The organism is Streptomyces sp. NBC_01429 (assembly GCF_036231945.1).
Lineage (GTDB): Bacteria > Actinomycetota > Actinomycetes > Streptomycetales > Streptomycetaceae > Streptomyces.
The window spans coordinates 536,960-559,992 of sequence record NZ_CP109599.1; the positions used below are offsets into that span (position 1 = coordinate 536,960).

Annotated in this window: 22 protein-coding genes; 15 read left to right on the forward strand and 7 right to left on the reverse strand. The window is 71.6% G+C overall.

Translation table 11 applies throughout. The features are described from left to right. Positions 1-121: 121 nt before the first annotated feature. The 3 genes from OG627_RS02430 to OG627_RS02440 all read left to right on the forward strand — a co-directional run bounded on the left by OG627_RS02430 (position 122) and on the right by OG627_RS02440 (position 3,260). Positions 122-1,231 carry a cellulose binding domain-containing protein gene (locus OG627_RS02430; protein WP_443073601.1) on the forward strand — a complete coding sequence of 370 codons (1,110 nt, stop codon included), beginning with the start codon at positions 122-124 and terminating at the stop codon, positions 1,229-1,231. 78 nt (positions 1,232-1,309) lie between these two features. Then, positions 1,310-2,716 carry a cellulase family glycosylhydrolase gene (locus OG627_RS02435; RefSeq protein ID WP_329060919.1) on the forward strand — a complete coding sequence of 469 codons (1,407 nt, stop codon included), beginning with the start codon at positions 1,310-1,312 and terminating at the stop codon, positions 2,714-2,716. Positions 2,717-2,858: 142 nt separating this feature from the next. Next, positions 2,859-3,260: a hypothetical protein gene (locus tag OG627_RS02440; RefSeq protein WP_329060920.1), complete on the forward strand. Its 402-nt coding sequence runs from the start codon at positions 2,859-2,861 to the stop codon at positions 3,258-3,260. Between the two features lie 94 nt (positions 3,261-3,354). Here the strand turns inward: OG627_RS02440 and OG627_RS02445 are convergent, their stop codons facing one another. Further along, positions 3,355-4,113, reverse strand: coding sequence for a DeoR/GlpR family DNA-binding transcription regulator (locus OG627_RS02445; RefSeq protein ID WP_329060923.1), 759 nt, complete (start codon positions 4,111-4,113; stop codon positions 3,355-3,357). A 287-nt stretch (positions 4,114-4,400) separates the two neighbouring features. On the opposite strand from OG627_RS02445, the gene OG627_RS02450 reads away from it, so the two are divergent. From OG627_RS02450 to OG627_RS02500, 11 genes are all read left to right on the forward strand, one after another. Further along, complete coding sequence (locus OG627_RS02450; RefSeq protein WP_329060924.1) at positions 4,401-5,219, forward strand: endo alpha-1,4 polygalactosaminidase; 819 nt, start codon at positions 4,401-4,403, stop codon at positions 5,217-5,219. 277 nt (positions 5,220-5,496) lie between these two features. Further along, positions 5,497-6,837 carry an ABC transporter substrate-binding protein gene (locus OG627_RS02455; RefSeq protein WP_329060926.1) on the forward strand — a complete coding sequence of 447 codons (1,341 nt, stop codon included), beginning with the start codon at positions 5,497-5,499 and terminating at the stop codon, positions 6,835-6,837. 10 nt (positions 6,838-6,847) lie between these two features. Beyond that, positions 6,848-7,876, forward strand: coding sequence for a carbohydrate ABC transporter permease (locus tag OG627_RS02460; RefSeq protein WP_329060927.1), 1,029 nt, complete (start codon positions 6,848-6,850; stop codon positions 7,874-7,876). Then, positions 7,873-8,784 carry a carbohydrate ABC transporter permease gene (locus tag OG627_RS02465; RefSeq protein ID WP_329060929.1) on the forward strand — a complete coding sequence of 304 codons (912 nt, stop codon included), beginning with the start codon at positions 7,873-7,875 and terminating at the stop codon, positions 8,782-8,784. The genes OG627_RS02460 and OG627_RS02465 overlap by 4 nt, the downstream gene beginning before the upstream one ends. A 106-nt stretch (positions 8,785-8,890) precedes the next feature. Next, a complete protein-coding gene (locus tag OG627_RS02470; RefSeq protein ID WP_329060930.1) occupies positions 8,891-9,865 on the forward strand; it encodes a carbohydrate kinase family protein in 975 nt (324 codons plus the stop codon). Beyond that, a complete protein-coding gene (locus OG627_RS02475; RefSeq protein WP_329060933.1) occupies positions 9,862-11,190 on the forward strand; it encodes an alpha-glucosidase/alpha-galactosidase in 1,329 nt (442 codons plus the stop codon). The genes OG627_RS02470 and OG627_RS02475 overlap by 4 nt, the downstream gene beginning before the upstream one ends. A gap of 86 nt (positions 11,191-11,276) precedes the next feature. Next, positions 11,277-12,170: an SIS domain-containing protein gene (locus OG627_RS02480; RefSeq protein ID WP_329060935.1), complete on the forward strand. Its 894-nt coding sequence runs from the start codon at positions 11,277-11,279 to the stop codon at positions 12,168-12,170. Between the two features lie 55 nt (positions 12,171-12,225). Beyond that, the gene (locus tag OG627_RS02485) at positions 12,226-13,101 is read left to right on the forward strand and encodes a class II fructose-bisphosphate aldolase (protein WP_329060937.1); all 876 of its coding nucleotides are present in this window, start codon (positions 12,226-12,228) and stop codon (positions 13,099-13,101) included. Positions 13,102-13,293: 192 nt separating this feature from the next. After that, positions 13,294-14,058, forward strand: a complete 765-nt coding sequence (locus tag OG627_RS02490) for an SDR family NAD(P)-dependent oxidoreductase (RefSeq protein WP_329060939.1) — start codon at positions 13,294-13,296, stop codon at positions 14,056-14,058. A gap of 154 nt (positions 14,059-14,212) precedes the next feature. Beyond that, a complete protein-coding gene (locus OG627_RS02495; RefSeq protein ID WP_329060941.1) occupies positions 14,213-14,791 on the forward strand; it encodes a TetR/AcrR family transcriptional regulator in 579 nt (192 codons plus the stop codon). 88 nt (positions 14,792-14,879) lie between these two features. Continuing rightward, a complete protein-coding gene (locus OG627_RS02500) occupies positions 14,880-16,010 on the forward strand; it encodes an epoxide hydrolase family protein (protein WP_329060943.1) in 1,131 nt (376 codons plus the stop codon). A 93-nt stretch (positions 16,011-16,103) separates the two neighbouring features. On the opposite strand, the gene OG627_RS02505 is transcribed toward OG627_RS02500, so the two are convergent. Beyond that, the gene (locus tag OG627_RS02505; protein ID WP_365384459.1) at positions 16,104-16,928 is read right to left on the reverse strand and encodes an EamA family transporter; all 825 of its coding nucleotides are present in this window, start codon (positions 16,926-16,928) and stop codon (positions 16,104-16,106) included. Positions 16,929-17,094: 166 nt separating this feature from the next. Here OG627_RS02505 and OG627_RS02510 point away from each other — a divergent pair, with 166 nt between their 5' ends. Further along, positions 17,095-17,964, forward strand: coding sequence for a LysR family transcriptional regulator (locus OG627_RS02510; RefSeq protein WP_329060946.1), 870 nt, complete (start codon positions 17,095-17,097; stop codon positions 17,962-17,964). On the opposite strand, the gene OG627_RS02515 is transcribed toward OG627_RS02510, so the two are convergent. The 5 genes from OG627_RS02515 to OG627_RS02535 form a co-directional block, all read right to left on the reverse strand. Beyond that, positions 17,936-18,811, reverse strand: a complete 876-nt coding sequence (locus OG627_RS02515; protein WP_329060948.1) for an ABC transporter ATP-binding protein — start codon at positions 18,809-18,811, stop codon at positions 17,936-17,938. The two genes, OG627_RS02510 and OG627_RS02515, sit on opposite strands and share 29 nt — an antisense overlap. After that, entirely contained in the window at positions 18,808-19,860 is a 1,053-nt protein-coding gene (locus tag OG627_RS02520; protein WP_329060950.1) for a FecCD family ABC transporter permease, read from the reverse strand. The genes OG627_RS02515 and OG627_RS02520 overlap by 4 nt, the downstream gene beginning before the upstream one ends. After that, entirely contained in the window at positions 19,857-20,900 is a 1,044-nt protein-coding gene (locus OG627_RS02525; protein ID WP_329060952.1) for a FecCD family ABC transporter permease, read from the reverse strand. Before OG627_RS02525 ends, OG627_RS02520 begins: the two co-directional genes overlap by 4 nt. Next, positions 20,897-21,928, reverse strand: a complete 1,032-nt coding sequence (locus tag OG627_RS02530) for an iron-siderophore ABC transporter substrate-binding protein (RefSeq protein ID WP_329060954.1) — start codon at positions 21,926-21,928, stop codon at positions 20,897-20,899. Before OG627_RS02530 ends, OG627_RS02525 begins: the two co-directional genes overlap by 4 nt. A 275-nt stretch (positions 21,929-22,203) precedes the next feature. After that, positions 22,204-22,977 (reverse strand): helix-turn-helix transcriptional regulator, encoded by a 774-nt coding sequence (locus OG627_RS02535; RefSeq protein WP_329060956.1) that lies wholly within the window; start codon positions 22,975-22,977, stop codon positions 22,204-22,206. Positions 22,978-23,033: the final 56 nt, after the last annotated feature.

Here is a 23,033-nt window from a genome sequence, read left to right on the forward strand (position 1 = left end):
CCTTCGACAACAGTGGGTTGATGTGGCCAGCGCACGTGGACCGCTCCGCCCCAAAGTGGGAGCGCTCCCATTTCTCGTCGGACCTCCGCATACACGAGAAGGGACCTTGGATATGCGGAACATGGACATGCGGAACAACACGGCGTTACGGGCGGTCCTGGCCGTCCTCGCACTCACCGCGCTCACCGTCGGCGGCCTTGTCGCGCATCCGGGAAGCGCGGTGTCGGCGGCGGCCGACCCGGTACGGATCATGCCGCTGGGCGACTCGATCACCGGTTCGCCGGGCTGCTGGCGCTCCGTGCTCTGGAACCGGCTCCAGGACACCGGCTACACCTCGATCGACTTCGTCGGCACACTCGGCCCGCAGGGCTGCTCCAAGCCGTACGACGGCGACAACGAAGGGCACGGCGGCGCCCTGGTGACCGCTGTCGCCGCACAGAACCAACTCCCCGGCTGGCTCGACGCAACCCATCCCGACATCGTTGTCATGCACTTCGGCACCAATGACGTGTGGAGCAATATCGATCCCGACCGGATCCTCGCGGCCTACGACACCCTCATCGGCCAGATGCGGGCGAGCAACCCGGACATGAGGATCCTGGTCGCCCAGCTCATCCCGATGAATCCGAGCAGCTGCGCCGAGTGCGCCCAGCGCGTGGTGGCGCTCAACAGCCGGATACCCGGCTGGGCGGCCGGGCGGAGCACCTCACGGTCGCCGGTGACCGTCGTCGACCAGTGGAGCGGCTTCAGCACGGCCGACGACACGTACGACGGAGTGCACCCGAACAGTGCGGGCGACGACAAGATCGCCGCCCGCTGGTACCCGGCGCTCACGGGGCTGCTGACGCCCGGTGGCACCGGACCGACGCCGACGCCCACCCCCACACCGACGCCCACACCGACACCGTCCGCTCCGGGGAGCGCCACCTGCGGCGCGTCACTCCGTACGGTCTCGTCCTGGCAGGGCGGCTACCAGGCGGAGGTGACCGTCCTCAACACCGGTGCGGCGCCGCTGAACGGCTGGACCGTCCGGCTCACCGTGCCGGCGGGCGAGGAGATCACCCAGGTGTGGAACGGTGCGCTCGCCACCGGCACGGGCGGCGTGAGCGTGGGCGCGCTGTCGTGGAACGGCACGCTCGCCGCCGGAGCCTCGACGACCTTCGGGTTCCTCGCGTCCCGGCCCGCGCCCGCACAGTCCGCGACCACCGTCGCCGGCTGCGCCACCGGCTGAGCCGGCGGACCCGTCACCGCCGGCCCCCGCCGCCGGTCCCTCTCCGTCCGGAACCATCACACTCCCAGGAGATCCCCCATGAGCGCATCCCGCACCGCCCGGCCCGCGGGGAGGACCACCACTCCCCCGGCCGCCCGCCTCGGCCTGCTCCTCTCCCTGCTCGCCCTCTTACCCCTGTCCGCCCTGCTCGTCCTCGGCCCGCAGGCCCCGCCCGCGCACGCGGCCGTCGCCGCCACCGGCCTGCACGTCAGCGGCGGCAGGCTGCTGGAGGCGAACGGCAACGACTTCGTCATGCGGGGCGTCAACCACGCCCACACCTGGTACCCGAGCCGGACCACGGCCGCCCTGAGCGACATCAAGGCACTCGGCGCCAACACCGTCCGCGTGGTGCTGAGCACCGGCGACCAGTGGACCAAGAACGACACGGCCGACGTGGCGAACATCGTCGCCCAGTGCAAGCAGAACAAGGTGATCTGTGTGCTGGAGGCGCACGACACCACCGGTTACGGCGAGCAGAGCGCCGCGGTCTCGCTCTCCCGGGCCGCGGACTACTGGGTCAGCGTGCGGACCGCGCTGACCGGCCAGGAGAACTACGTCATCGTCAATATCGGCAACGAGCCGTACGGCAACACCAATTACACCGGCTGGACGGCCGACACCAAGGCGGCCATCCAGAAGCTGCGCAACGCCGGGTTCGAACACACCCTGATGGTCGACGCCCCGAACTGGGGCCAGGACTGGTCGTTCACGATGCGGGACAACGCCGCGTCGGTCTTCGCCGCCGATTCCCTGCGCAACACCATGTTCTCGATCCACATGTACGGGGTCTTCGACACCGCGGCCAAGGTCAGCTCGTACCTGAACACCTTCGTCGCCGCCGGACTGCCCATCCTGGTGGGCGAGTTCGGTGACATGCACTCGGACGGCGACCCGGACGAGGACGCCATCATGGCCACCACGCGCTCCCTGGGCCTCGGCTATCTCGGCTGGTCCTGGAGCGGCAACGGCGGCGGTGTGGAGTATCTCGACATGGCGGCGGGATTCAACGCGAACGCGCTGACCTCGTGGGGACAGCGCATCTTCAAGGGCACCGACGGGATCGGCGCCACTTCCAAGCAGGCAACCGTGTACGGCAGTTCGTCCGGCGGGGGCGGCGGCACGACGGGCTCCTGCGCGGTCGGCTACACGGTCAGCGGCCAGTGGAGCGGCGGCTTCCAGGGGGAGGTCGTGATCCGCAACACCGGGAGCACCGCCGTCAACGGCTGGACGCTCGGCTGGACCTTCCCGGACGGTCAGCGCGTCACCCAGATGTGGGGCGCCACCTCCTCGCAGAACGGCTCCGCGGTCAGCGCCGCCTCGGCCTCGTACACGGCGGTCATCGATCCCGGCGCCTCCGTCTCCCTCGGCTTCATCGCCTCCGGGACGGGCGGCACCGGCACACCGTCGGCGTTCACCCTGAACTCCACCGCCTGCGCGCGCCTCTGACTCCCGCGCCCGTTCCGTCCGTCCGTCCCGCGGGCCGTCCGGCATCGCCGGGGCGGCCGGGCCACGGGCGGGCGGAACGTCCTTCTCACGGACGTGAGTTCGGGATTTTCAGGTTCGGCGACGGCGGCTTATGATCTTGGTCATGACTTCGCAGACCCCCGAGAAGAGCCCATCCCGCAAGCAGAAGCTCCAGGAGAAGCAGCGCCGCCAGCTGGCGGTCGTCGACACCGTCGACAAGGCCGAGGCCAAGCTGCGCAAGGCCGAGGCCGAGCTGGCCGAGGCCGTGGCGGAGGCGGTCGAGGTCTTCGGGAGCGAACTGGGCGCCTCCGACGAACTCGACCTTTCCGTACCGGCGATCCGCCGCTTCCTCGACATCGTCGAGGGCGCCTCCGCCGGTACCGAGGACGCCGACGAGGCCGGGCCGGCCACGGAGCCCGCCCCGGCCAGGAGCGCCGCGAAGGCCAAGCCGGAGCAGCGGACGGAGCGGCCGAAGGACGCCGCGGACGCCGCCGACGCCCTGGAGCCGGAGCCCGCGACCGTGTAACCCTCCGTAGTACGCCGCGCAGCCGGCGGGCCGACCCGGCCCGCCGGCTGCCGTTGTTCGCGCGCCTCCCCGGGCCCGGCGCGGCCGGGACCGGTCAGACCGCCGTGACGGAGACGCCCGCGTCGGCGATGCGCTCCAGGTGGCCGGCCGGGGCCGCGCCGTCCGTGACCAGGTGGTCGATGTCCGCCAGCGGGCAGATCTTCGCGAAGGTGACCTTCCCGATCTTCGAGTGGTCAGCGACGACGACGGTCCGGCTGCTGCTGTCGGCGAAGGCCCGGTCCGTCGCCGCTTCGAGCTGGTCGTGGGTGGTGCAGCCGTGGGCCGCGCTGATCCCGTCCACCCCGAGGAACGTCATGTCGGTGTGGTGGTCGGCCAGCGTCTTCTCCGCGATGGGGCCGACGAGTTCGTAGCTCGCGGTACGCGCGTAGCCGCCGATGACGACCAGCGTGACGTCCTTGTGCCGCACCATCTCGGCGGCGATGTTCACGGCGTTGGTGACAATGGTGACGGGGCCGCGCGCCGCGAGCAGGCGCGCGATCTCGGTGACGGTCGTCCCGCCGGTCATACCGACGACCGCGCCCTCCGGCACCAGAGCGACGGCGGCCTTGGCGATGGCCTGCTTCTCGGGCCGGCAGCGCTCCGTACGGTGCTGGACCGGAAGCTCCGGCCCGACGCTGCCGACCACCGCCCCGCCGTGTGTGCGGCGCAGCAGGTTCTGCCCGGCCAGCTGCTGCAGGTCGCGCCGGACGGTGGCCCCCGAGACGTTCAACAGCCTCGACAGCTCGTTGACATGGGTGCCGCCCCGCGCGGAGACATGCTCAAGTATTCGCGCATGACGCTCAGTTTTCAGCATGGGATGAGCATAGCCCTGCGCGAAGAAGCCCAGCTCGGGGTTTTTCCGGCCCGTGGGCGGGTTCGATCGACTGCCCATATGCGCAAAGTGCGCAACTTCGATCTGTTGACATGCCGAAACTTGCTCGCTTTACTCCATCCAACGCCAGAGCTGAGCACGCGGCGCCAGAGGTACGCCCAGCCGGTAACGCGGTCCACGGACCGCCAGTCCGGACAGAGTCGCCAGGACCGCCGCGCCGCGCGCGGAGTCCGAGGCGGGGACGTACCCCCCATCTTCTGGAGCTCAAGATGCCCCTCAACACCCGTGTCGGATCACGCCGGTTCGTCGCCGCGGCGGCGGCCGTGACGGCGGCGGTGATCACACCGCTGGTCGTCTCCCCCACCGCGAGCGCAGCGGCCCAGGCCGTGACCCTGCCGCCCACCCACGCCAACTTCGACTACCAGATCGGCCAGGCCTACACCCCGCCCACCGGAGTGACGGTGGTCAGCCGTGACTACACCGCCTCGCCGGCGGCGGGCCTCTACAACATCTGTTACGTCAACGCCTTCCAGGCGCAGCCAGGAGCCGAGAACGAGTGGGGCGACCTGCTGCTGCGCGACTCCAGCGGCAACGTCGTCTACGACGACGGCTGGGGCGAGGCCATCCTCGACATCCGTACCGACGCGAAGCGCAAGCTGATCGCCGCCAAGGTGAACTCCTGGATCGACACCTGCGCGAGCAAGGGCTTCAACGCCGTCGAGCCCGACAACCTGGACACCTTCGACCGGTTCAGCCAGATCAGCGAGGCCAACGCCAAGGCGTACATCAAGCTGCTCTCCGACTACGCCCACCAGAAGGGCCTGGCGATCGCGCAGAAGAACACCGCGAACTTCTCGACGGCCCGCGCGCAGACCGGTCTGGACTTCGCCGTCGCCGAGGAGTGCGGCGAGTGGGACGAGTGCGGCGACTACGTCGAGGGCTTCGGCAACAACGTGATCGTGATCGAGTACAAGGAGAAGTACTTCAAGGAGACGTGCGCCGGCTTCGGTGACCGGCTGAGCGTCGTGCTGCGCGATGTGAACGTCACCGCCCCCGGCAGCAGTTCGTACGTCCGCAAGACCTGCTGACACGCGCCTCCGCTCTCCGGTCCGGCGAACGGCCCGGCCGGGGCCCGGCGAACAGTCCGGTGAACGGCCCGGCCGGGGCACGGCGCACCTCCCGCTCGCGGCGGGGCGCACCGGGCCCCGGCTCCCCCACGGCCCCGCTCTCCCCCCGCGAGCCCGGCTCCTCTCCCGGAGCGCGCTCGCGTGTCGCGACGCGCCCGCCACGGCGCGCCGCCCGACACCCCACTCATCCAGCACACCGCGCACACCGTGCCGCTTCGCGCTTTCCCTGGGGGCTCAGATGGCCGCAGCACACCGCATTCCCGGCGCTCCCGCCGGACTCTCGCGCCGTACGGCCCTGCGCCGGGGCACCGGGCTGGCGCTCGGCGCCGCCGCCACGGCGGCGCTGCCCGGCTGCGGTACGGGCACCGACGACGGTGTCGGGGCCGACGGGCGGGTCACCGTCGAACTCTGGCACGGCCAGACGGACACCGGCCGCAAGGCGATCGAGGGGCTGGTGGCGGATTTCAACCGCACCCATCCCGGCATCCGGGTCGACGCCGGCGGGGGCGTCCTGGCCGACGCGATGCTCCAGAAGATCACCGCGGCGCTGGCGTCCGGCTCCTTCCCCGATGTCGCCTATATCTTCGGCTCGGACCTGGCCAGTGTCGCGCGCAGCCCCTCCGTGGTGGACCTCACCGACACACTCCGCTCCGGCGACGTCCCCTGGAACGACTTCTGGCGACCCGCCCGCGAGGCCGTCACGCTCAACGGACAGATACGGGCCGCGCCCGCGCTGCTCGACTCGCTCGCCGTCATCTGCAACAAGAAGCTCTTCAGCGACGCCGGCCTACCGCTCCCCGAACCGGGCTGGACCTGGGAGGAGTTCACCGCGACGGCCAGGAAGCTCACCGACCGGACGCGCGGCACCTTCGGCACCGGCTGGCCCGGCGTGGGCGACGAGGACACGGTGTGGCGGCTGTGGCCGATGGTGTGGGACCTGGGCGGCGATGTCGTCAGCGAGGACGGACAGCGCATCGGCTTCGCCGACGTCGGCGCGCTCGCCCTGGAGACGGTGGCGGCGCTCGCGAAGGACAGAAGCGTCTACATCGACCCCAAGCCGGGCAGCGAGCAGATGTACCAGGTCTTCCTGTCCGGCCGGATGGGCATGGTCGTCACCGGACCGTGGCAGCTGCCCGACGTCCACCAGGCGAAGATCGACTACCACGTGGTCCCGCTGCCCAGTTACAGCGGCAGGCCGCTGACCATATCGGGCCCCGACACCTGGACCGTGTTCGACAACGGCCCGGCGCGGGTGCGGGCGGCGCGCACCTTCGTGACCTGGCTGTCGCGGCCCGCCCAGGACGTGCGCTGGGACGTCGAGGCCGGCAGCCTGCCGCTGAGCCGGAGCACCCAGGCCCTGCCCGCGTGGCGCGAGCAGGAGGCCGGCACCGAGGGGCTGACGGTGTTCACCCGGTCGCTGGACACGGCCCGCGTCCGTCCCGTCCATCCGGCCTATCCACAGATCTCGCAGGCGCTCGGGCAGGCCATCGCGGCCGTACTGCTCGGCAGGAGCACTCCGGTCAAGGCGCTGCGCGCCTGCGCCGACGAGGCCAACGCCGCCCTGCTCATCCCGCGTTGAGAGGAACCCGATGCCGCGCCTGCCCACTCCGCTCACGCTGCCCCACGATGCTCATGACCACCGGACCGAACCCACCGGCGACGGTGCCCCGGGCGCCGTCCCCGGCCAGCCACCGCCCACACCGCGCGCGCTGCGGCGCCGACTGCGCGGGGAGTCCGCGACGGCCTGGGCGTTCGTGTCGCCCTCGGTCCTGGTCATCCTCGGTCTGAGCGTCATCCCCGTCGCCTGGTCGCTGCTGCTGTCCTTCCAGGCCGACGACCTGGTCACACCGAGCCGCTGGGTCGGCCTGGGCAACTACCGGGCGCTGGTCCAGGATCCGCACTTCAGCCAGGCGGTGCGCAACACACTGCTCTACACGGCGCTGTACGTGCCGCTGAGCATCGGTCTGGGGCTGCTGCTGGCCCTCGTACTGAACCGGCGCATCCGGCTGGTGGGCCTGTACCGCACACTGATCTTCGTGCCGTTCGTCATCTCGGCGACGGCGCAGGGAGTGCTGTTCTCCTTCATCCTCGACCCGGAGTTCGGGGCGGCCAACTCCGTACTGCACCAGCTCGGCATCTCCTCCCAGGGCTTCCTCACCGACCCGGGACAGGCCCTGCTCGTCCTGGTGGCGATCTCGCTGTGGAGCGGCACCGGATTCTGCGTGGTGGTGACGCTGGCCGCGCTCCAGGACGTGTCGCCCTCCCTCGTCGAGGCCGCGCGGCTGGACGGCGCCGGGCGGTGGCATCTGCTGCGCCACGTGACCCTCCCCGCGCTGACGCCGGTCCTCGTGTTCCTGCTGCTGTGGCAGACCATCAACGCCCTCCAGGTCTTCGATCTGGTGTATGTGACGACCAAGGGCGGACCGCTCGGTTCGACCACGGTGATCGTCTACTTCATCTGGGAGCAGGCGTTCAAGAACTTCACCGCCGGTTACGGGGCCGCGGCCGCCTACGCGCTCGCGCTGGCCCTGCTCGTCCTCGGCGTGGCCCCGCGGGTGACGCGGGCCGTACGGGGCCGGGCGCGCGCGAACGACCGTCTCGAAGGAGCCGCACGATGACGACGGCGACGACCACGACCACCACCGCCTCTTCCGCAGCATCTTCCACCGCCTTGTCCGGCGGACCCTCCGGCGGCCCGGCGCGGCGCCGCCGTTGGCTGCCGTTCAGCGGCTGGCATCTGCTGCTCGCCCCGCTCACCGCCGTCTTCGCGATCCCGCTGATCTGGCTGGTGCTCAGCTCCGTGATGAGCAACGCGGAGATCAACCGGTTCCCACCGGCCCTGTGGCCCTCGCGGATCGATCTGGGCGGCTACCGGTACGTGATCGGCAACGCGCTGTTCCCGCGCTGGTTCGCCAACTCACTGATCGTGTCGGCGGTCGCCGTGGCGTCCAATCTGCTGCTCGGCTCACTCGGCGGCTACGCGTTCGCCCGGATGCGGTTCGCCGGCTCCCGGGTGCTGCTGGCGCTGATGCTGGCGACGATGGCCATCCCGTTCCAGCTGACGATGATCCCCACGTTCCTCGTCATGAAGCGGCTCGGGCTCATCGACACACTGGGCGCGCTGATCGTCCCCTCGCTGGTCACGCCCTTCGCGGTGTTCCTCCTGCGGCAGTTCTTCCTCTCCCTGCCCAGGGAGTTGGAGGAGGCGGCGTGGATCGACGGGTGTTCACGGCTCCGGGTGCTGTTCCTCATCGTGCTGCCGCTGTCGCGGCCCGCCCTGAGCACCGTGGCGGTCCTGACCTTCCTGACCACCTGGAACGACCTGAGCTGGCCGTTGATCGCCATCAACCACGACACCCAGTACACCCTCCAGCTGGGGCTGACGACGTTTCAGGGACAGCATCACACCCAGTGGTCGGCGGTCATGGCGGGCAATGTGATCACCGTCCTGCCGGTCCTGCTCGCGTTCCTCTTCGCTCAGAAGTCGTTCATCCAGTCCATCACCTCCAGCGGCCTCAAAGGCTGAGGCCGCCGCGCACACCGCCCCATCCGTCGCCCATCCGTCGCCACATCCGTCGTCACATCCACTCGCCAGGTCCACTCGCCAGGTCCGCACACCACGGGGAAGCCGTATGCCACACACCTTCGACCTGCTGGTCATCGGGGACGCCAACCCCGACATCGTTCTGGGACCGCTCGACGCGCCGCTCGCCTTCGGACAGCGCGAACAGCTCGTCGACACCGGTCTGCTCACCCTCGGCGGCTCCGCCGCGATCATGGCCTGCGGGGCGGCCAGGCTCGGGCTCAAGGTCGCCTTCGCCGGGCGCGTCGGGGACGACGAATCGGGGCGCTTCGTCCGTGCGGCGCTGAGCGCCCGGGGTGTCGACACCGGCGCCCTGCGCGTGGACCCCGGCCTGCCGACCCCGCTCACCGTGGTCGTGACACGCGGCGACGGCGACCGTACGATCCTCACCTCCCCCGGCACCCTGACCGCCACCGGCCCCGACGACGTGCCGGACGAGCTGCTCACCGGCAGCCGGCACGTCCACGCGGCCTCCTACTTCCTGCTGCCCAAGCTCGCCGCCGCCCTGCCCGAACTGCTGGGCAGGGCCCGCGCGCACTCCGCCACCACCTCCCTGGACACCAACGACGACCCGTCGGGCGAGTGGGCCCCCGGCACACTCGACGCGACGCTCGCCGTCACCGACTACCTGCTGCCCAACGCCCAGGAGGCGCTGGCACTCGCGGCCTCCGCCGGCACCGGACAGCGCCCCGCCTCCCTGGCCGACGCCGCCCGCCAACTCGCCGCCCACGGACCGCTGGTGGTCGTCAAGGACGGGGCCGAAGGCGCCCTCGCCCACGACGGCCGCACACTGACCCGCACCCACGGCATCGCCGCCCGGCCGCTGGACACCGTCGGCGCCGGAGACAGCTTCGACGCCGGGTTCGTCGCGGCGGTCCTGCGCGGCCTGCCCACCGCGGAAGCCCTCGAACTCGCCGCGGCCTGCGGCGCACTGTCCACCCGGGCACACGGCGGCACCGCCGCCCAGCCCACCTGGGACGAGGCCCGAACGGCACTCGCCCGCAACGGAAAGAACCACTCATGACCCTCACCCACCCGAAAATCGCGTTCATCGGCGCCGGAAGCGTCGTCTTCACCCAGGGCCTGCTGGCCGACCTCTTCGCCTTCCCCGAGCTGCGGGGCGCCCATATCGCCCTGCACGACATCGACAGCGAGCGGCTCGACACCGCCCACGGCGCCGCGCGCCACATCGCGGACCGGCTGATCGGACCCGGCGGCGCCACACCGCGCATCACGGCCCACGCCGAGCGCCGCGCGGCCCTCCAGGACGCCGACTTCGTCATCAACATCGTCCAGGTCGGCATGGGCGAGTCGACCCGTACCGACTTCGACGTCCCCGCCCGCCACGGCCTGCGCCAGACCATCGCCGACACCCTCGGCGTGGGCGGGATCTTCCGCGCGCTGCGCACCTTCCCGCTGCTCAAGTCGCTGGGCGAGGACATCACCGAGGTCTGCCCCGACGCCTGGCTGCTCAACTACACGAACCCCATGGCGATGAACGTCCAGTACCTCACGCGCGCCACCGGGCTGACCCGCGTCGTCGGCCTGTGCCACTCGGTGTACTGGACCATCCGCGACCTCTCGGACCTGCTGGGCGTCCCGCACCAGGAGGTCACCTACCGGGCCGCCGGAGTCAACCACCAGGCGTGGGTGCTGCGTCTCGAACACGGGGGAACCGACCTCTACCCGCGGCTGGACGAGCTGATCGCACAGGACCCGCAGCTGCGGCGCCGGGTGCGCGTCGACATGTACCGCCGCCTCGGCTACTACCCGACCGAGACGAGCGAGCACTCCGCCGAGTACGTCCCCTGGTATCTGCACCACGACAGCGAGATCGAGCGGCTGCGCCTGCCCGTCGGCGCCTACCTCGGCATCGTCGACGAGAACGTCGCCGAGTACGAGAAGACCCGCGACGCGCTGGCCTCCGGGACGCCGCTGGCCGTCGAGGGCACCATGGAGTACGCCCCCCAGATCATCCACAGCATCACGACCGGCACGCCCCGCACGGTCTACGGCAACGTCCCCAACCACGGGCTGATCGACAATCTGCCGTCGACCGGAACCGTCGAAGTCCCCTGCCTGGTCGACGGCCTGGGCGTGCAGCCGACCCGGGCCGGCGCGCTGCCCGCGCAGTGCGCCGCGCTCAACCGGGGGTATCTGAGCATGAACGAGCTGGTCGTGCGGGCAGCAATCGAGGATGACCCCCGGTCCATCCGGCAGGCGGCCATGGCCGACCCCGCCACCGCGGCAGCCTTGCCCGTCGAGCGCATCTGGGACCTGTGCGACGACATGGTGCGCGCCCACGCGAAGCTGCTCCAGCCTTCGCTGCGCGCGACGCTCGGCCACTGATCCGGCCCGCCCGTACCCGTACCCGTACCCGGATCCCCCTCTCGCCTCCCCGCGCCCGCGTGGCGCGCTCACCCCATCGGAGAACCATGTCTGAGCAGTTCACCAGCCAAGAGATCGCTTCCCAGCCGGACTGCTGGGAGCGCGTCATCAAGGAGCTTCCCCAGCACTCCGCGGCCCTGCCCGCCCCCGGCGAGCGCGTGGCCGTCATCGGCTGCGGCACCTCGCTGTTCATGGCGCAGTCGTACGCGCACCTCCGGGAGGAGGCCGGGCTCGGGCTGACGGACGCGTTCCCGGCCTCGGAGGTGCGGCCGAACCGCGCGTACGACCGGGTGCTGGCCCTGACCAGGTCCGGCACCACCACCGAAGTGCTCTCCGCGCTCGACCAGTTCGCCCCCAGCGTCCGTACGACCGTGATCACCGCGGTCGGTGACTCGCCGGCCGCCGCCGTCGCGGACGACGTGATCTGCCTGGACTACGCGGACGAGCGCTCCGTCGTCCAGACCCGCTTCCCCACCACCCAGCTGCTGCTGCTCCGCGCCCACCTGGGCGAGAGCACCGTACGCGCGCTCGCCGATGTCACCACCGCCCTCACCGCCGAGATCGAGCCCGAACTGCTCGGGGCCGGGCAGATCTCCTTCCTCGGCTCCGGGTGGAGCGTCGGAATCGCGGCCGAGGCGGCGCTGAAGGTACGGGAGGCCGCGGCCTGGTGGACCGAGTCGTACTCCTTCATGGAGTACCGCCACGGTCCCATCGCGGTGGCGGCGCCGGGCCGCGCCGTCTGGGGGCTCTCCTCGCTGCCCGGGCCGCTGGCCGACCAGATCGGCGCCACGGGCGCCCATCTGCGCCAAGGGAGCCTCGACCCGCTGGCCGAACTCGTCGTCGTCCAGCGGCTCGCGGTCGAACTGGCCACCTCGGCGGGGCGCGACCCCGACCGGCCGACGCATCTGACCCGCTCGGTGGTGCTGGAACAGAACGGCTGATACCCCCCGGCCCGCTGTCCCCCCTCCGCCCTCCGTCCTTCACGGGAAGCAGACCATGCCACTCGTCCCCACCGGCGACATCATCAGCGAGGCGGCGCACGGCGTCGGCGCGTTCAATGTCGTCCTCCTCGAACAGCTAGAGGCCGTCCTCGCGGGCGCCGAAGAGGCGAACGAACCCGTCATCGTCCAGATCAGCGAGAACGCCGTCGCCTACCGGGGCGCTCTCGGACCGCTCGCCGCCGCCGCGCACGAGGCCATCGCCTCGGTCTCCGTACCCGTCGCCCTGCACCTGGACCACGCGACCAGGACCGACCTGATCAAGGAGGCGGTCGAACGCGGCTTCACCTCCGTGATGTACGACGGCGCCCACCTGCCCTGGGAGGAGAACGTCGCCCGTACCCACGAGATGAGCGAGTGGTGTCACGGGCGCGGGGTGTGGGTCGAGGCGGAACTCGGCGCGATCGGCGGCAAGGACGGCGCCCATACCCCCGGGGTACGGACGGATCCGGGCGAGGCGGCCCGGTTCGTCGGCGACACCGGGGTCGACGCGCTCGCCGTCGCGGTCGGGTCGTCCCATCAGATGACCCGCCGCACCGCGCGACTCGATCTGGACCTCATCCGCGAACTGCGCGCGGCGGTACCCGTTCCGCTGGTGCTGCACGGTTCGTCGGGGGTGGCGGACAGCAACCTCACCGCCGCCGTGCGCGCGGGGATGCGCAAGATCAATATCGCCACGCATCTCAACACCGTCTTCAGCGCGGCGGCGCGCACCCGGCTCACCTCGCAGCCCCCGACCGTCGATCCGCGCGCCTATCTGCGGCCCGCGCGGGAGGCGATGGCCCAGGAGGTCGCCCGCCTGCTGCGGCTGCTCGGACGCGGACCGGACGGACAGCACGCGAGCGAGGGAACGCCTGACCGGGCTCACGGCTGAGTCACCGCCCCGGCCCTCGGTCCCGGCCCCAGCACGTCGGGACCGAGGCCGGGGGCCGGGGGCATAAGCACCCCCATGTCGGATAAAGATCCACTCCATTATCTACTTGCTTGACTCAAGTAAGTCGGCTGTGTTTGCCTGGCTCCCGTAGGCGCGGACGCCTTCACCCCCACGCAGGAAATGGAGCACACCATGAGCAGCACGGGCCTTCAGGGACGCACCGCGGTGGTCACCGGAGCCGGGTCGGGAATCGGCCGCGCAGCGGCACTGATGTTCGCCCGGGAAGGCGCGCGGGTCCTGGTGGCGGACCTGAACCAGGAGGGCGCCGAGGAGACCGTCAGGACGATAGAGAGCGCGGGCGGCACGGCCCGCGCGGTGATCGGCGATCTCAGCGACCAGCGGGTGGTGGACCGGGTCGTCGCCACGGCGGTGGAGGAACTGGGCGGTCTGGACGTCCTGGTGAACAACGCCGGTGTCATGGACCGCATGTCGGCCCTCGACGAGACCGACGACGCCGAGTGGGAGCTGGTCATCAGGGTCAATCTGACCGCCCCGTTCCTGCTGACCCGCGCCGCCGTGCCGCACATGCTGGCGGCGGGGAGCGGCGCGATCGTGTTCACCGCGTCCGAGGCCGGGCTGCGGGGCAGCGCCGCCGGCGCCGCCTACACGGCCTCCAAGCACGGCATCGTGGGTCTGACGAAGTCCCTCGCCGTGATGTACCGGAGCCAGGGAATCCGTACCAACGCGATCGCGCCCGGCGCCACCGCGACCGCCATCCAGGTCGACGCCCGCAAGGACGCGCGCGGCCCCGCCACCCTCGCCCCCCACCTCGGCCTCGCCGGCAAGGTGGCCGCGGCGGAGGAGCAGGCCGCCGCCATCGTCTTCCTCGCCTCCGACGCCGCCTCCAACATCAACGGCACCATCCTGCCCGTCGACAACGGCTGGTCCGCCATCTGAGAGGCCGCCGAGAAGTCCCGTCCCCCCGTCTCGCGCCGCCGGAGCGGGCGCGGGGGCCGGTTCACGGCGCTCCCCCGACGGCGCTCCCCCGGCGGCGGTCTCCGTGTGCGTACATCCGTTCCTAAGCACCCTCAGCGGGTGTACATTTGTACGCATGCAGCGTCATGAACCGTCGCCGAGGCCGCGCAGGAAGGATCCCGACCGCAGGGAACGCATCCTCGACGCCGCCCTGGACGTCCTCGCCGAGCACGGGGTGGCCGGCACCACGCATCGGCGGATCGCCGCCCACGCCGATGTCCCCCTGGGCTCCGTCACGTACCACTTCACCGGGCTGGCCGATCTTCGGGCCCAGGCCTTCGCGCGGTATGTCGAGGTCCAGTCCGCGGTGTTCAGGAACCTGTTCGCGCGCGTGGAAACACGCGAGCAGCTGATCGAGGCGCTGACCGACCTCGTACAGGAAGGACCGGCCCGGCACCGGAGCGCGGTCCTGGGATTCGAGCTTCGTCTGGCGGCGCTGCGCGACCCCGAACTGCGCGCGCTCACCGAGCGGTGGACGGCCGCCAGCCGGGCGGTGCTCAGCCGTTTCACCGATCCGGACAACGCCGCGCGCCTGGACGCGCTGCTCGAAGGCACGATCATGCACGTTCTGCTGTCCACCGCGCCCGAGCCGCGGGAGAGGACCCGCGCCGCGATCGACCGGACCCTCGGTCCGGTCAACGGGCCGTTCTCCTGACAGGTACCCACGTCGCCGGAGAGAGTCGCGTCCGCTCCGTCCGGGTACGGCCGTCCACCACCCCTCACGGACCCTCATGGAGCAGCGCATGACCGCCACCGAGCCCCTGATCCACGTCACCGACACCGAGCTGGACGAGCTGCGCTCACGCCTGCGCGCGACCCGCTGGCCGACCCCCTGGCCCCTCGACGGATGGGCGGCCGGCACCGACCCGGGCGAGCTGCGGCGGCTCGTCGCCCACTGGGCCGACGCGTACGACTGGCGCGGTCACGAGGACGCCGTCAACGCGCTCCCGTCGCACTTCGCCGACATCGACGGCACCCCCGTGCACTATCTGCGCTTCGACGCGGAACACCCCGGCGCCCTGCCGATCGTGCTGAGCCACGGATGGCCGAGTACTTTCCTCGAACTGGTCTCTCTCGCCCGCAGGCTGGCCACCCCGTCCCGGTACGGAGGCGCCGCCGAGGACGCGTTCACCGTCATCGTCCCGTCCCTGCCCGGGTTCGCGTTCTCCCCGCAGCGGCCCGTGCTGGACGGCCCGCCGACCCATGAGCTGTGGCACCGGCTCATGCACGACCACCTCGGCTTCGCGCGCTACGCGGCGCACGGCGGCGATCTCGGCGCCGGCATCACCTCGCGGCTGGCGGCGGCGCACCCGGAGGCGCTCGCCGGGATCCATCTGCTGGCCATCGCCGACCCGAGCGGATACGACCCGTCGAGCGTCACACCGGAGGAGCGGGCGTATCTCGACTCCGTCGCCACCTGGCTCTCCGACGAGGGCGGCTACCAGCACCAGCAGCGGACCCGGCCCGTGACCCTGAGCTACGGCCTGGCCGATTCGCCGACCGGGCTGCTCGCCTGGATCGTCGAGAAGTACCGCGCCTGGAGCGACTGCGACGGCGATCTGTCCACCCGCTTCAGCGACGACTTCGTGCTGACCCAGGCGTCCCTGTACTGGTTCACCCGCACCCTCTCGACGTCGTTGCGGCCCTATTACGAGTACGACCAGGGGCGCGCCCACCGCCTGGAGCGGGTGGACGTACCGACCGCGCTCGCCGTGTTCCCCGCCGACCTCGTCCAGCCGCCCCGCAGTTGGGCCGAGCGCACCTATCACGTCACCCGCTACACCCGGATGCCCCGGGGCGGTCACTTCGCCGCGCACGAGGAACCCGAACTCCTCGCCGCCGACCTCACGGAATTCTTCCGCACGCTGCGCTGAGCCGGGCCCGGCATCCCGGGTGCGCCCGGTACCCAGCGGGCACCCGGCACCCAGCGTGCGCCCGGTACCCAGCGTGCGCCGAGCCCCCGCCCGTCAGGGAGCCGCTTCCCGGGAGCGAGGCGCGACGGCGCCCACCGCGACCGCGTTGGCCGCGACGATCGCGCCGATGGCCAGCCACGACGCCGCGTCGAGGTGCTGGCCGAGGACGAGCAGTCCGACCAGCCCGGCGAACACCGGGTTGACGCTCATGAAGATCCCGAAGAAGTGGGCGGGGACCCGGCGCAGCGCGAGCAGATCGGCGAGGAAGGGGACGGCTGAGGACAGCACTCCCGCGGTCAGCGCGCACAGCAGGGCGCCGGCGGTGGGCGGGTGCAGCCACAGCACGGTGACGCCGGCGGGCAGGTAGAGCAGACCGGAGACGGCGGCGGCCGCGGCCGACCCCTGGAGTCCCGGCAGCCGCGCGCCCACGGTCCGGTTGAGCAGGATGTAGCAGCCCCAGCAGACGGCGGCGAGCAGGGCCAGGCCGATGCCGAGGTAGTCGGTGCTGGGCCGGGGACGGGTCAGCACCAGCACGGCCCCGGCGGCGACGACGGCACAGGCCAGGTCGGTACGGCGGCGGGATCCCGCCAGCGCCACCGCGAGCGGGCCGAGGAACTCCAGGGTGACCGCGAGGCCGAGGCCGATCCGGTCGATCGCCGTGTACAGCGCCAGGTTCATGGTCGCGAACACCACGGCCAGCGCCAGCACCGGCCGCCACTGCGCGGCGGTGAACGCCCGCACCCCCGGCCGGCCGAAGCCCACCAGCACCACGGCGGCGACCCACTGGCGCACCGCCACCACTCCCAGCGGGCCGAGTACCGGAAAGGCGAGCGCGGCGACGGACGCTCCGACCTGGTTGGACAGGCCGCTGCCCAGCATGAGGGCCGTCCCGGACCGGCGCGACGAAGCCGACCGGGACAGGCCGGGCGGTCCCTGCGGCCCGCGAGTATCTGTGGTCATGCCACGACCCTCCGCCCCACGCGCACCCGCGCAAAATGAATGCGGCGCGCCATCTATACGCTGAACACATGGATACGCTGGGCGCATGGATCGACATGCGGAGCTGGAGCTGCGGCATCTGCGCTGCCTGGTCGCGATCGTCGACACGGGCAGCTTCACCGACGCCGGGATAGAGCTGGGCATCTCCCAGGCGTCGGTCTCGCGCACCCTGCTCGCGCTGGAACGGATCCTCGGCGTACGCCTGCTGCACCGCACCAGCCGTACGGTCACTCCCACCACCGCCGGCGTGCGGGTACTCGCCCGCGCCCGGCACCTGCTCACCGAGGCGGACGACCTGGTGCGCGAGGCGACGACCGGCCACACGCGGCTGCGCATCGGGCACGCCTGGTCCGCGATGGGCCGGCACACGGCGGAGTTCCAGCGCCGCTGGCACGCCCTGCACCCCGGCGTCGAACTCCAGCTGATCCGGCACAACACCTCGACCGGCGGTCTCGCCGAGGGCCTGTGCGACCTGGCCGTGGTGCGCGTCGCCGTCGACACCCGGCGCTACGCCCACGCCCTCGTGGGCCACGAGCCCCGTTGTGTCGCGCTCGCCTCCGACGATCCGTGGGCCGGGCGGCGCGGCGTACGTCTGGCGGAGGCGGGCGAGCGCACGTTGGTGGTGGATCTGCGTACCGGTACCACCACGCTGGATCTGTGGCCCGAGGGCGAGCGCCCGGCCGTGGAGTACACGCACGACATCGACGACTGGCTGGCCGCCATCGCCACCGGCCGCTGCGTCGGGGTCACCCCGCGGGCCACCGCGGCCCAGTACCGGCGCGACGGCATCATCTACCGCCCGTTGCGCGACGCCGCTCCCGTCGCCGTCCATCTCATCTGGCGCCGGCAGGACCCCCACCCCGCCACCCGGGCCGCCGTCGCGCTGCTCACCGACCTGTACCGCGCACACCCCTGACGGCCGGGCCCGTCGGCAGCGCGTCCCGCCCCACCCCGCCGCCGTCGGGCGCCACATGGTGGCGGCCGATGGGCAGCATCAGCGGCCGGTGCGAGACCGGATCCTCGATGACGCGGCTGTCGAGGCCGAACACGGCGCGTACGTTCTCGCGCGTCAGCACCTCGTCCGGGGAACCGGCGGCGTGCAGCCGTCCCTCGGCGAGAGCGATGAGATGGTCCGCGTACCGGGCCGCGAGGTTGAGGTCGTGCAGGACCATGACGATGGTGGTGCCGCGGTCCCGGTTCAGGTCGGTCAGCAGGTCGAGGACCTCGATCTGGTGGCTCGCGTCGAGGAAGGTGGTGGGCTCGTCGAGCAGCAGCAGGTCCGTCTGCTGGGCGAGCGCCATCGCGATCCACACGCGCTGGCGCTGGCCCCCGGAGAGTTCGTCCACGGAGCGGTCGGCGAGCGGGGTCGTCCCGGTCGCTTCGAGGGCGGACGCCAGGGCGGCGTCGTCCTTCTCGTTCCAGCGGGAGAAGACGCTCTGGTGCGGATGGCGCCCGCGTCCGACCAGATCCGCGACGGTGATGCCCTCGGGGGCTACCGGTGACTGCGGCAACAGCCCGAGCGTACGGGCCAGTTGCTTCGCGGGCAGCCGGTGCACCTCCTTGCCGTCCAGGACGACGCGGCCCTCGCGGGGCGCGAGCAGGCGGGACATCGAGCGCAGGAGCGTCGACTTCCCGCAGGCGTTCGCGCCGACGATCGCCGTGATCCTGCCGGGCGGCACGGCGAGGTCGAGGGACTCGATGACGGTGCGCTCGCCGTAGCCGAGCGTGAGGCGCTCGGCCGCGAGTGAGTGGTTCGAGGTCACAGCGAGCCTCCTGTCCGGTTGGTGCGGATGATCAGATAGACGAGGTAGGGCGCCCCGAGAACGCCGGTGACGACACCGACGGGGTAGCGGGCGCCGAAGGCGAACTGGCCGCAGAAGTCGGCGACGAGCACCAGCAGGGAGCCGACGAGCCCGGCGGGCACCAGCGGGGAACCGCCCGCTCCCAGCACGCGGGCCGCGATGGGGCCGGAGAGGAACGCCACGAACGCGATCGGCCCGGCCGCCGCCGTCGCGACGGCGATCAGCCCGACGGCCGCGACGATCACGGTGATACGGGTGCGTTCGACCCGTACCCCGAGCGCGGAGGCGGTGTCGTCGCCGAGCCGCATCGCCGAGAGGTCCCGTGACCGGCCCAGCAGCACCGGGGTGAGCACGGCCAGGGCGGCGAGGGTGGGAAGGGCCTGGTCCCAGGTCGCGCCGTTGAGACTGCCGGTCAGCCAGCGCATCGCCTCCTGGAGGTCCCATTCGGCGGCCTGGGACAGCACGTAGGAGGTGACGCTGTCGAGCATCGCGGAGATCCCGATGCCGATCAGGATGAGCCGGGTGCCGACGACACCGTCCCGGAAGGCCAGGGTGTAGACGAGTACGGCCACGGCGAGACCGGCGACGACGGCGAGGACCGACACCTCCGTCCTGCCGAGGGACAGGGTCACGATCGCCATCGCGGCGACGGCGCTCGCGCCGGAGCTGATGCCGATGATGTCCGGGCTGGCGAGCGGATTGCGCAGCATCGTCTGGAAGGTGACCCCGGCCAGGCCGAAGCTGAAGCCCGCCGCCGCGGCGAGCACGGCCCGCGGCAGGCGCAGCCGTCCGACGGTGAAGGAGGCGCCCGGCACCTGCTCGCCGAGGATCACCCGGATCACGTCGCGGGGCGGATAGAACGTCTGGCCGGCCATCAGCGTCACGGCGAACGCGGCGACGACCAGGACGGCCAGCGCGAGAACGACGAGACGTCGCCGGGACGCGCGGCGGGCCCGGCCGAGGGCGGCGGGCCCGGCGGACGGCGGCCGGGCGACGAGTGGGGCGCTCACAGGGCACGTACCTTCTGCCGGCGGACGATGTAGATGAAGAAGGGGGCGCCGATCAGCGCCGTCACGATGCCCACGTCGACCTCGGAGGGCCGGGCCACGACGCGTCCGACCACGTCGGCGGCCGTGAGCAGCGACGCGCCCAGCAGCGCGGAGAACGGCAGCAGCCAGCGGTGGTCGACGCCGACCAGCAGCCGGCAGGTGTGCGGTACGACGAGGCCGACGAACGCGATCGGCCCGGCGACCGCCGTCGACGCGCCGCACAGCAGGACGGCGCCGAGCGCGGCCATGGCCCGTACGAACGCGACGCGTTCACCGAGCCCGGCCGCCAGCTCGTCGCCCAGCGCGAGGGAGTTCAGCGCGCGCGCCGACAGCAGACAGACGGCGAACCCCACCAGCAGGAAGGGCAGGACCTGTCCGATGCGGTCGAAGGAGGCCCCGCCGACGCCGCCGATCTGCCAGAGCCGGAAGCTCCCGGCGATGTCGTTGCGCGGCAGGACCACCGCGCTGACGAGCGAGGCGAACGCCGCCGAGGTGGCGGCCCCGGCGAGCGCGAGTTTGAGAGGGGTGGCGCCGCCGCGTCCGATCGTCCCCACCGTGTAGACGAAGAGAGCCGAGAACGCCGCTCCCGCTGTCGCGACCCACACGTATCCGGTCGGTGAGGTGAGCCCGAAGAACGCGACCGCCGTGACGACGGCGAGCGAGGCACCCATGTTGACGCCGAGGATGCCCGGGTCGGCCAGCGGGTTGCGGGTCACGCCCTGCATCACGCAGCCGGACAGGCCGAGCGCCGCGCCGATCACGACAGCGAGCAGCGTACGGGGCACGCGTTTGGTGACCGCCGCCTGCTCCAGGGACGCGTCCGCGCCCCCGAGCGCCGCCCAGACGTCGGACCAGGCGACGTCGCGCGAGCCCAGGGCGAGGGACGCCACCATGACGGCGGCCAGCACCAGGACCGCGAGGAACAGCCACAGGGTCCGGACGCCCGCCGTACGCCGCGCCATGGCGGTGTACGGCGGACGCCGGGTGTCGAGGGTCGTCACTTGACCTTGTCCGCGGCCTCGGCAAGGGCGGCGACGTAGTCGTCGAGGACCCACGAGATCGACAGCGGTGTCGGGTTGGCGGCGGTGGCCAGCGGCGAGCTGCCGGGCAGCAGGTAGACCGAGTCGCGCTCGATGGCGGGCATCTTCGAGATCAGCGGGTCCTTGCGGAGCGTCTTGATCATGTCGCCCTTGTCGTCGCCGTATCCGGTGACGATGTCGACGTCGTCGAACACGTCGATCCGCTCGGCGCTCTGCGTCAGGGCGAACTTGTCCGTGCCCTTGGACGCCTTCGCGACGCTGTCGGGGATCTTCAGCCCGAGGTCCTCGAAGAACAGCGTCCGGGTGTCGTGCGCCGTGTAGTAGCCGACCTCGCTCACGTCCTTGGGGTCGACGTGCGTCATGAACATCGCCGACTTGCCCTTGAGCTGCGGGTACTTCGCGACGGTCTTCTTGATGTCGCCCTCCAGCTCGGTGATCAGCTTCTCGCCCTCGTCGGCGAGCCCGATCGCCTTGCTGTTCGTCCGTATGATCTCGCGCCACGGCGTCGCCCACGCGGCGTCCGGGTACGCCACCACAGGAGCGATCTCGCTGAGGGTCGTGTAGTCCTGCTTGGTCAGTCCCGAGTAGGCGGCCAGGATCACGTCCGGCTTCGTGTCGGCCACGGCCTCGAAGTCGATGCCGTCGGTCTCGTCGAACAGCACCGGTGTGTCGGCCTTCAGCTCCTTGAGCCGCTCCTCGGTCCAGGGCAGGACGCCGTCGCCGTCGTCATCGCCGAAGTTGGCGGCGGCCATCCCGACGGGGACGACGCCGAGTGCCAACGGCACCTCGTGGTTGGCCCAGTTCACCGCGGCGACGCGCTGGGGCTTGGCGGGAATGGTGGTCTTGCCGAGGGCGTGCTCGATGGTCATCGGGAACTGGCCCGAACTGCTGCCCTGGCTCTTGTTCCCGGTGTCGGCCGGGCCGCCGCAGGCGGCGAGACCCACCAGGGCGGCTGCCACGACGAGCAGGCGAAGACGGTGTGCAGACATGGGTCCGTACTCAGCTTTCGGAAGGTCAGGGGTGCCGGTCTCACACGTCAGGGGTCGCGGAATGGCGTCATGGCGTGGTGCACCGCTTGCGCAGTAGGTTAGGTAAGGCTTGCCTTGGAACTTTATGAGACGTTGACCTCATGTCGCAATCGACCTTTTGAGACATCAGTTGTAGCGATCGGGACAGGGAAAGGCGCCGGACGTCAGCAAGAGCCGCTGGGCGCGTACGCGCACGGGGGTGAGGGCGCGCGCGTGGTACGGGGTCGGTTCGGCGCTCAGCGCGCGCGGAACGGGCCCGGGGTGAGCCCGGTGGTACGCCGGAAGGCCACGCCGAACGCGCTCGCCGACCGGTAGCCGACCTGTTCCGCGACGGTCTCCACATCCGAGCCCCGGGTGAGCAGGGCGACCGCGTGCTGGGCGCGGACCGCCGCCACCCAGCGGGCGAAGCTCGTGCCCGTCTCGGTGTTGAACGCACGGCTGATGGTGCGGGGGCTGACGCCGAGCGCGGACGCCCAGTCCGTCAGTGTCCGCGGGTCGCCCGGGTCCTCGCGCACCGCGTCGGCTATCGGGCGCAGCAGGGCGGACGTGGGTACGTGCACGAGGAGTTCGCGCGGCGAGGGCGCGAGCACGTCGAGCACCAGGACCTCGGTCGCCGCCCGCGAGGCGGCGGAGAGCCCGGGTTCACCGAGCCGTTCCAGCAGCAGCCGCAGCAGCGGGGTGATCTCGACGGCCACCGGCGTGTCGGAGATCGAGGACGTGGTGTGGAAGCCGAAGAAACCGGCGCGGAACCAGGTGCCGGCGACCGCGGACCCGGAGTGCGGCGTACCGGCGGGCATCCACAGGCCCAGCGTCGGTGTGATCGTCCAGACCCGGGAGCCGACCACGGCGGTGGAGGCGCCGCGCTCGTTCCAGAGCAGCTCGTGGAACGGGTGGGAGTGCTCGTCCCAGACGGTGTCGTGGGCCACCAGCTCGTCGTAGCCCTGGATGACGAAGGTCGCGTCCACCGAACCGGGCGGCAGGTCCGGCAGTGTTCTGGTCTCCCTGGTCACGCCGGGACGCCGCCCGCGGGTGACGTCCGGGGACGGGTGACGAGTCGCATTCGCTC

What these genes read in the sequence shown, in the direction of transcription:
- OG627_RS02530 (WP_329060954.1), bottom strand. Translation starts at nt 21,928, where the DNA reads ATGTCTGCACACCGTCTTCGCCTGCTCGTCGTGGCAGCCGCCCTGGTG.
- OG627_RS02465 (WP_329060929.1), top strand. Translation starts at nt 7,873, where the DNA reads ATGACGACGGCGACGACCACGACCACCACCGCCTCTTCCGCAGCATCT.
- OG627_RS02470 (WP_329060930.1), top strand. Translation starts at nt 8,891, where the DNA reads ATGCCACACACCTTCGACCTGCTGGTCATCGGGGACGCCAACCCCGAC.
- OG627_RS02505 (WP_365384459.1), bottom strand. Translation starts at nt 16,928, where the DNA reads ATGCTGGGCAGCGGCCTGTCCAACCAGGTCGGAGCGTCCGTCGCCGCG.
- OG627_RS02445 (WP_329060923.1), bottom strand. Translation starts at nt 4,113, where the DNA reads ATGCTGAAAACTGAGCGTCATGCGCGAATACTTGAGCATGTCTCCGCG.
- OG627_RS02500 (WP_329060943.1), top strand. Translation starts at nt 14,880, where the DNA reads ATGACCGCCACCGAGCCCCTGATCCACGTCACCGACACCGAGCTGGAC.
- OG627_RS02510 (WP_329060946.1), top strand. Translation starts at nt 17,095, where the DNA reads ATGGATCGACATGCGGAGCTGGAGCTGCGGCATCTGCGCTGCCTGGTC.
- OG627_RS02480 (WP_329060935.1), top strand. Translation starts at nt 11,277, where the DNA reads ATGTCTGAGCAGTTCACCAGCCAAGAGATCGCTTCCCAGCCGGACTGC.
- OG627_RS02440 (WP_329060920.1), top strand. Translation starts at nt 2,859, where the DNA reads ATGACTTCGCAGACCCCCGAGAAGAGCCCATCCCGCAAGCAGAAGCTC.
- OG627_RS02460 (WP_329060927.1), top strand. Translation starts at nt 6,848, where the DNA reads ATGCCGCGCCTGCCCACTCCGCTCACGCTGCCCCACGATGCTCATGAC.
- OG627_RS02435 (WP_329060919.1), top strand. Translation starts at nt 1,310, where the DNA reads ATGAGCGCATCCCGCACCGCCCGGCCCGCGGGGAGGACCACCACTCCC.
- OG627_RS02455 (WP_329060926.1), top strand. Translation starts at nt 5,497, where the DNA reads ATGGCCGCAGCACACCGCATTCCCGGCGCTCCCGCCGGACTCTCGCGC.
- OG627_RS02495 (WP_329060941.1), top strand. Translation starts at nt 14,213, where the DNA reads ATGCAGCGTCATGAACCGTCGCCGAGGCCGCGCAGGAAGGATCCCGAC.
- OG627_RS02475 (WP_329060933.1), top strand. Translation starts at nt 9,862, where the DNA reads ATGACCCTCACCCACCCGAAAATCGCGTTCATCGGCGCCGGAAGCGTC.
- OG627_RS02430 (WP_443073601.1), top strand. Translation starts at nt 122, where the DNA reads ATGGACATGCGGAACAACACGGCGTTACGGGCGGTCCTGGCCGTCCTC.
- OG627_RS02450 (WP_329060924.1), top strand. Translation starts at nt 4,401, where the DNA reads ATGCCCCTCAACACCCGTGTCGGATCACGCCGGTTCGTCGCCGCGGCG.
- OG627_RS02490 (WP_329060939.1), top strand. Translation starts at nt 13,294, where the DNA reads ATGAGCAGCACGGGCCTTCAGGGACGCACCGCGGTGGTCACCGGAGCC.
- OG627_RS02485 (WP_329060937.1), top strand. Translation starts at nt 12,226, where the DNA reads ATGCCACTCGTCCCCACCGGCGACATCATCAGCGAGGCGGCGCACGGC.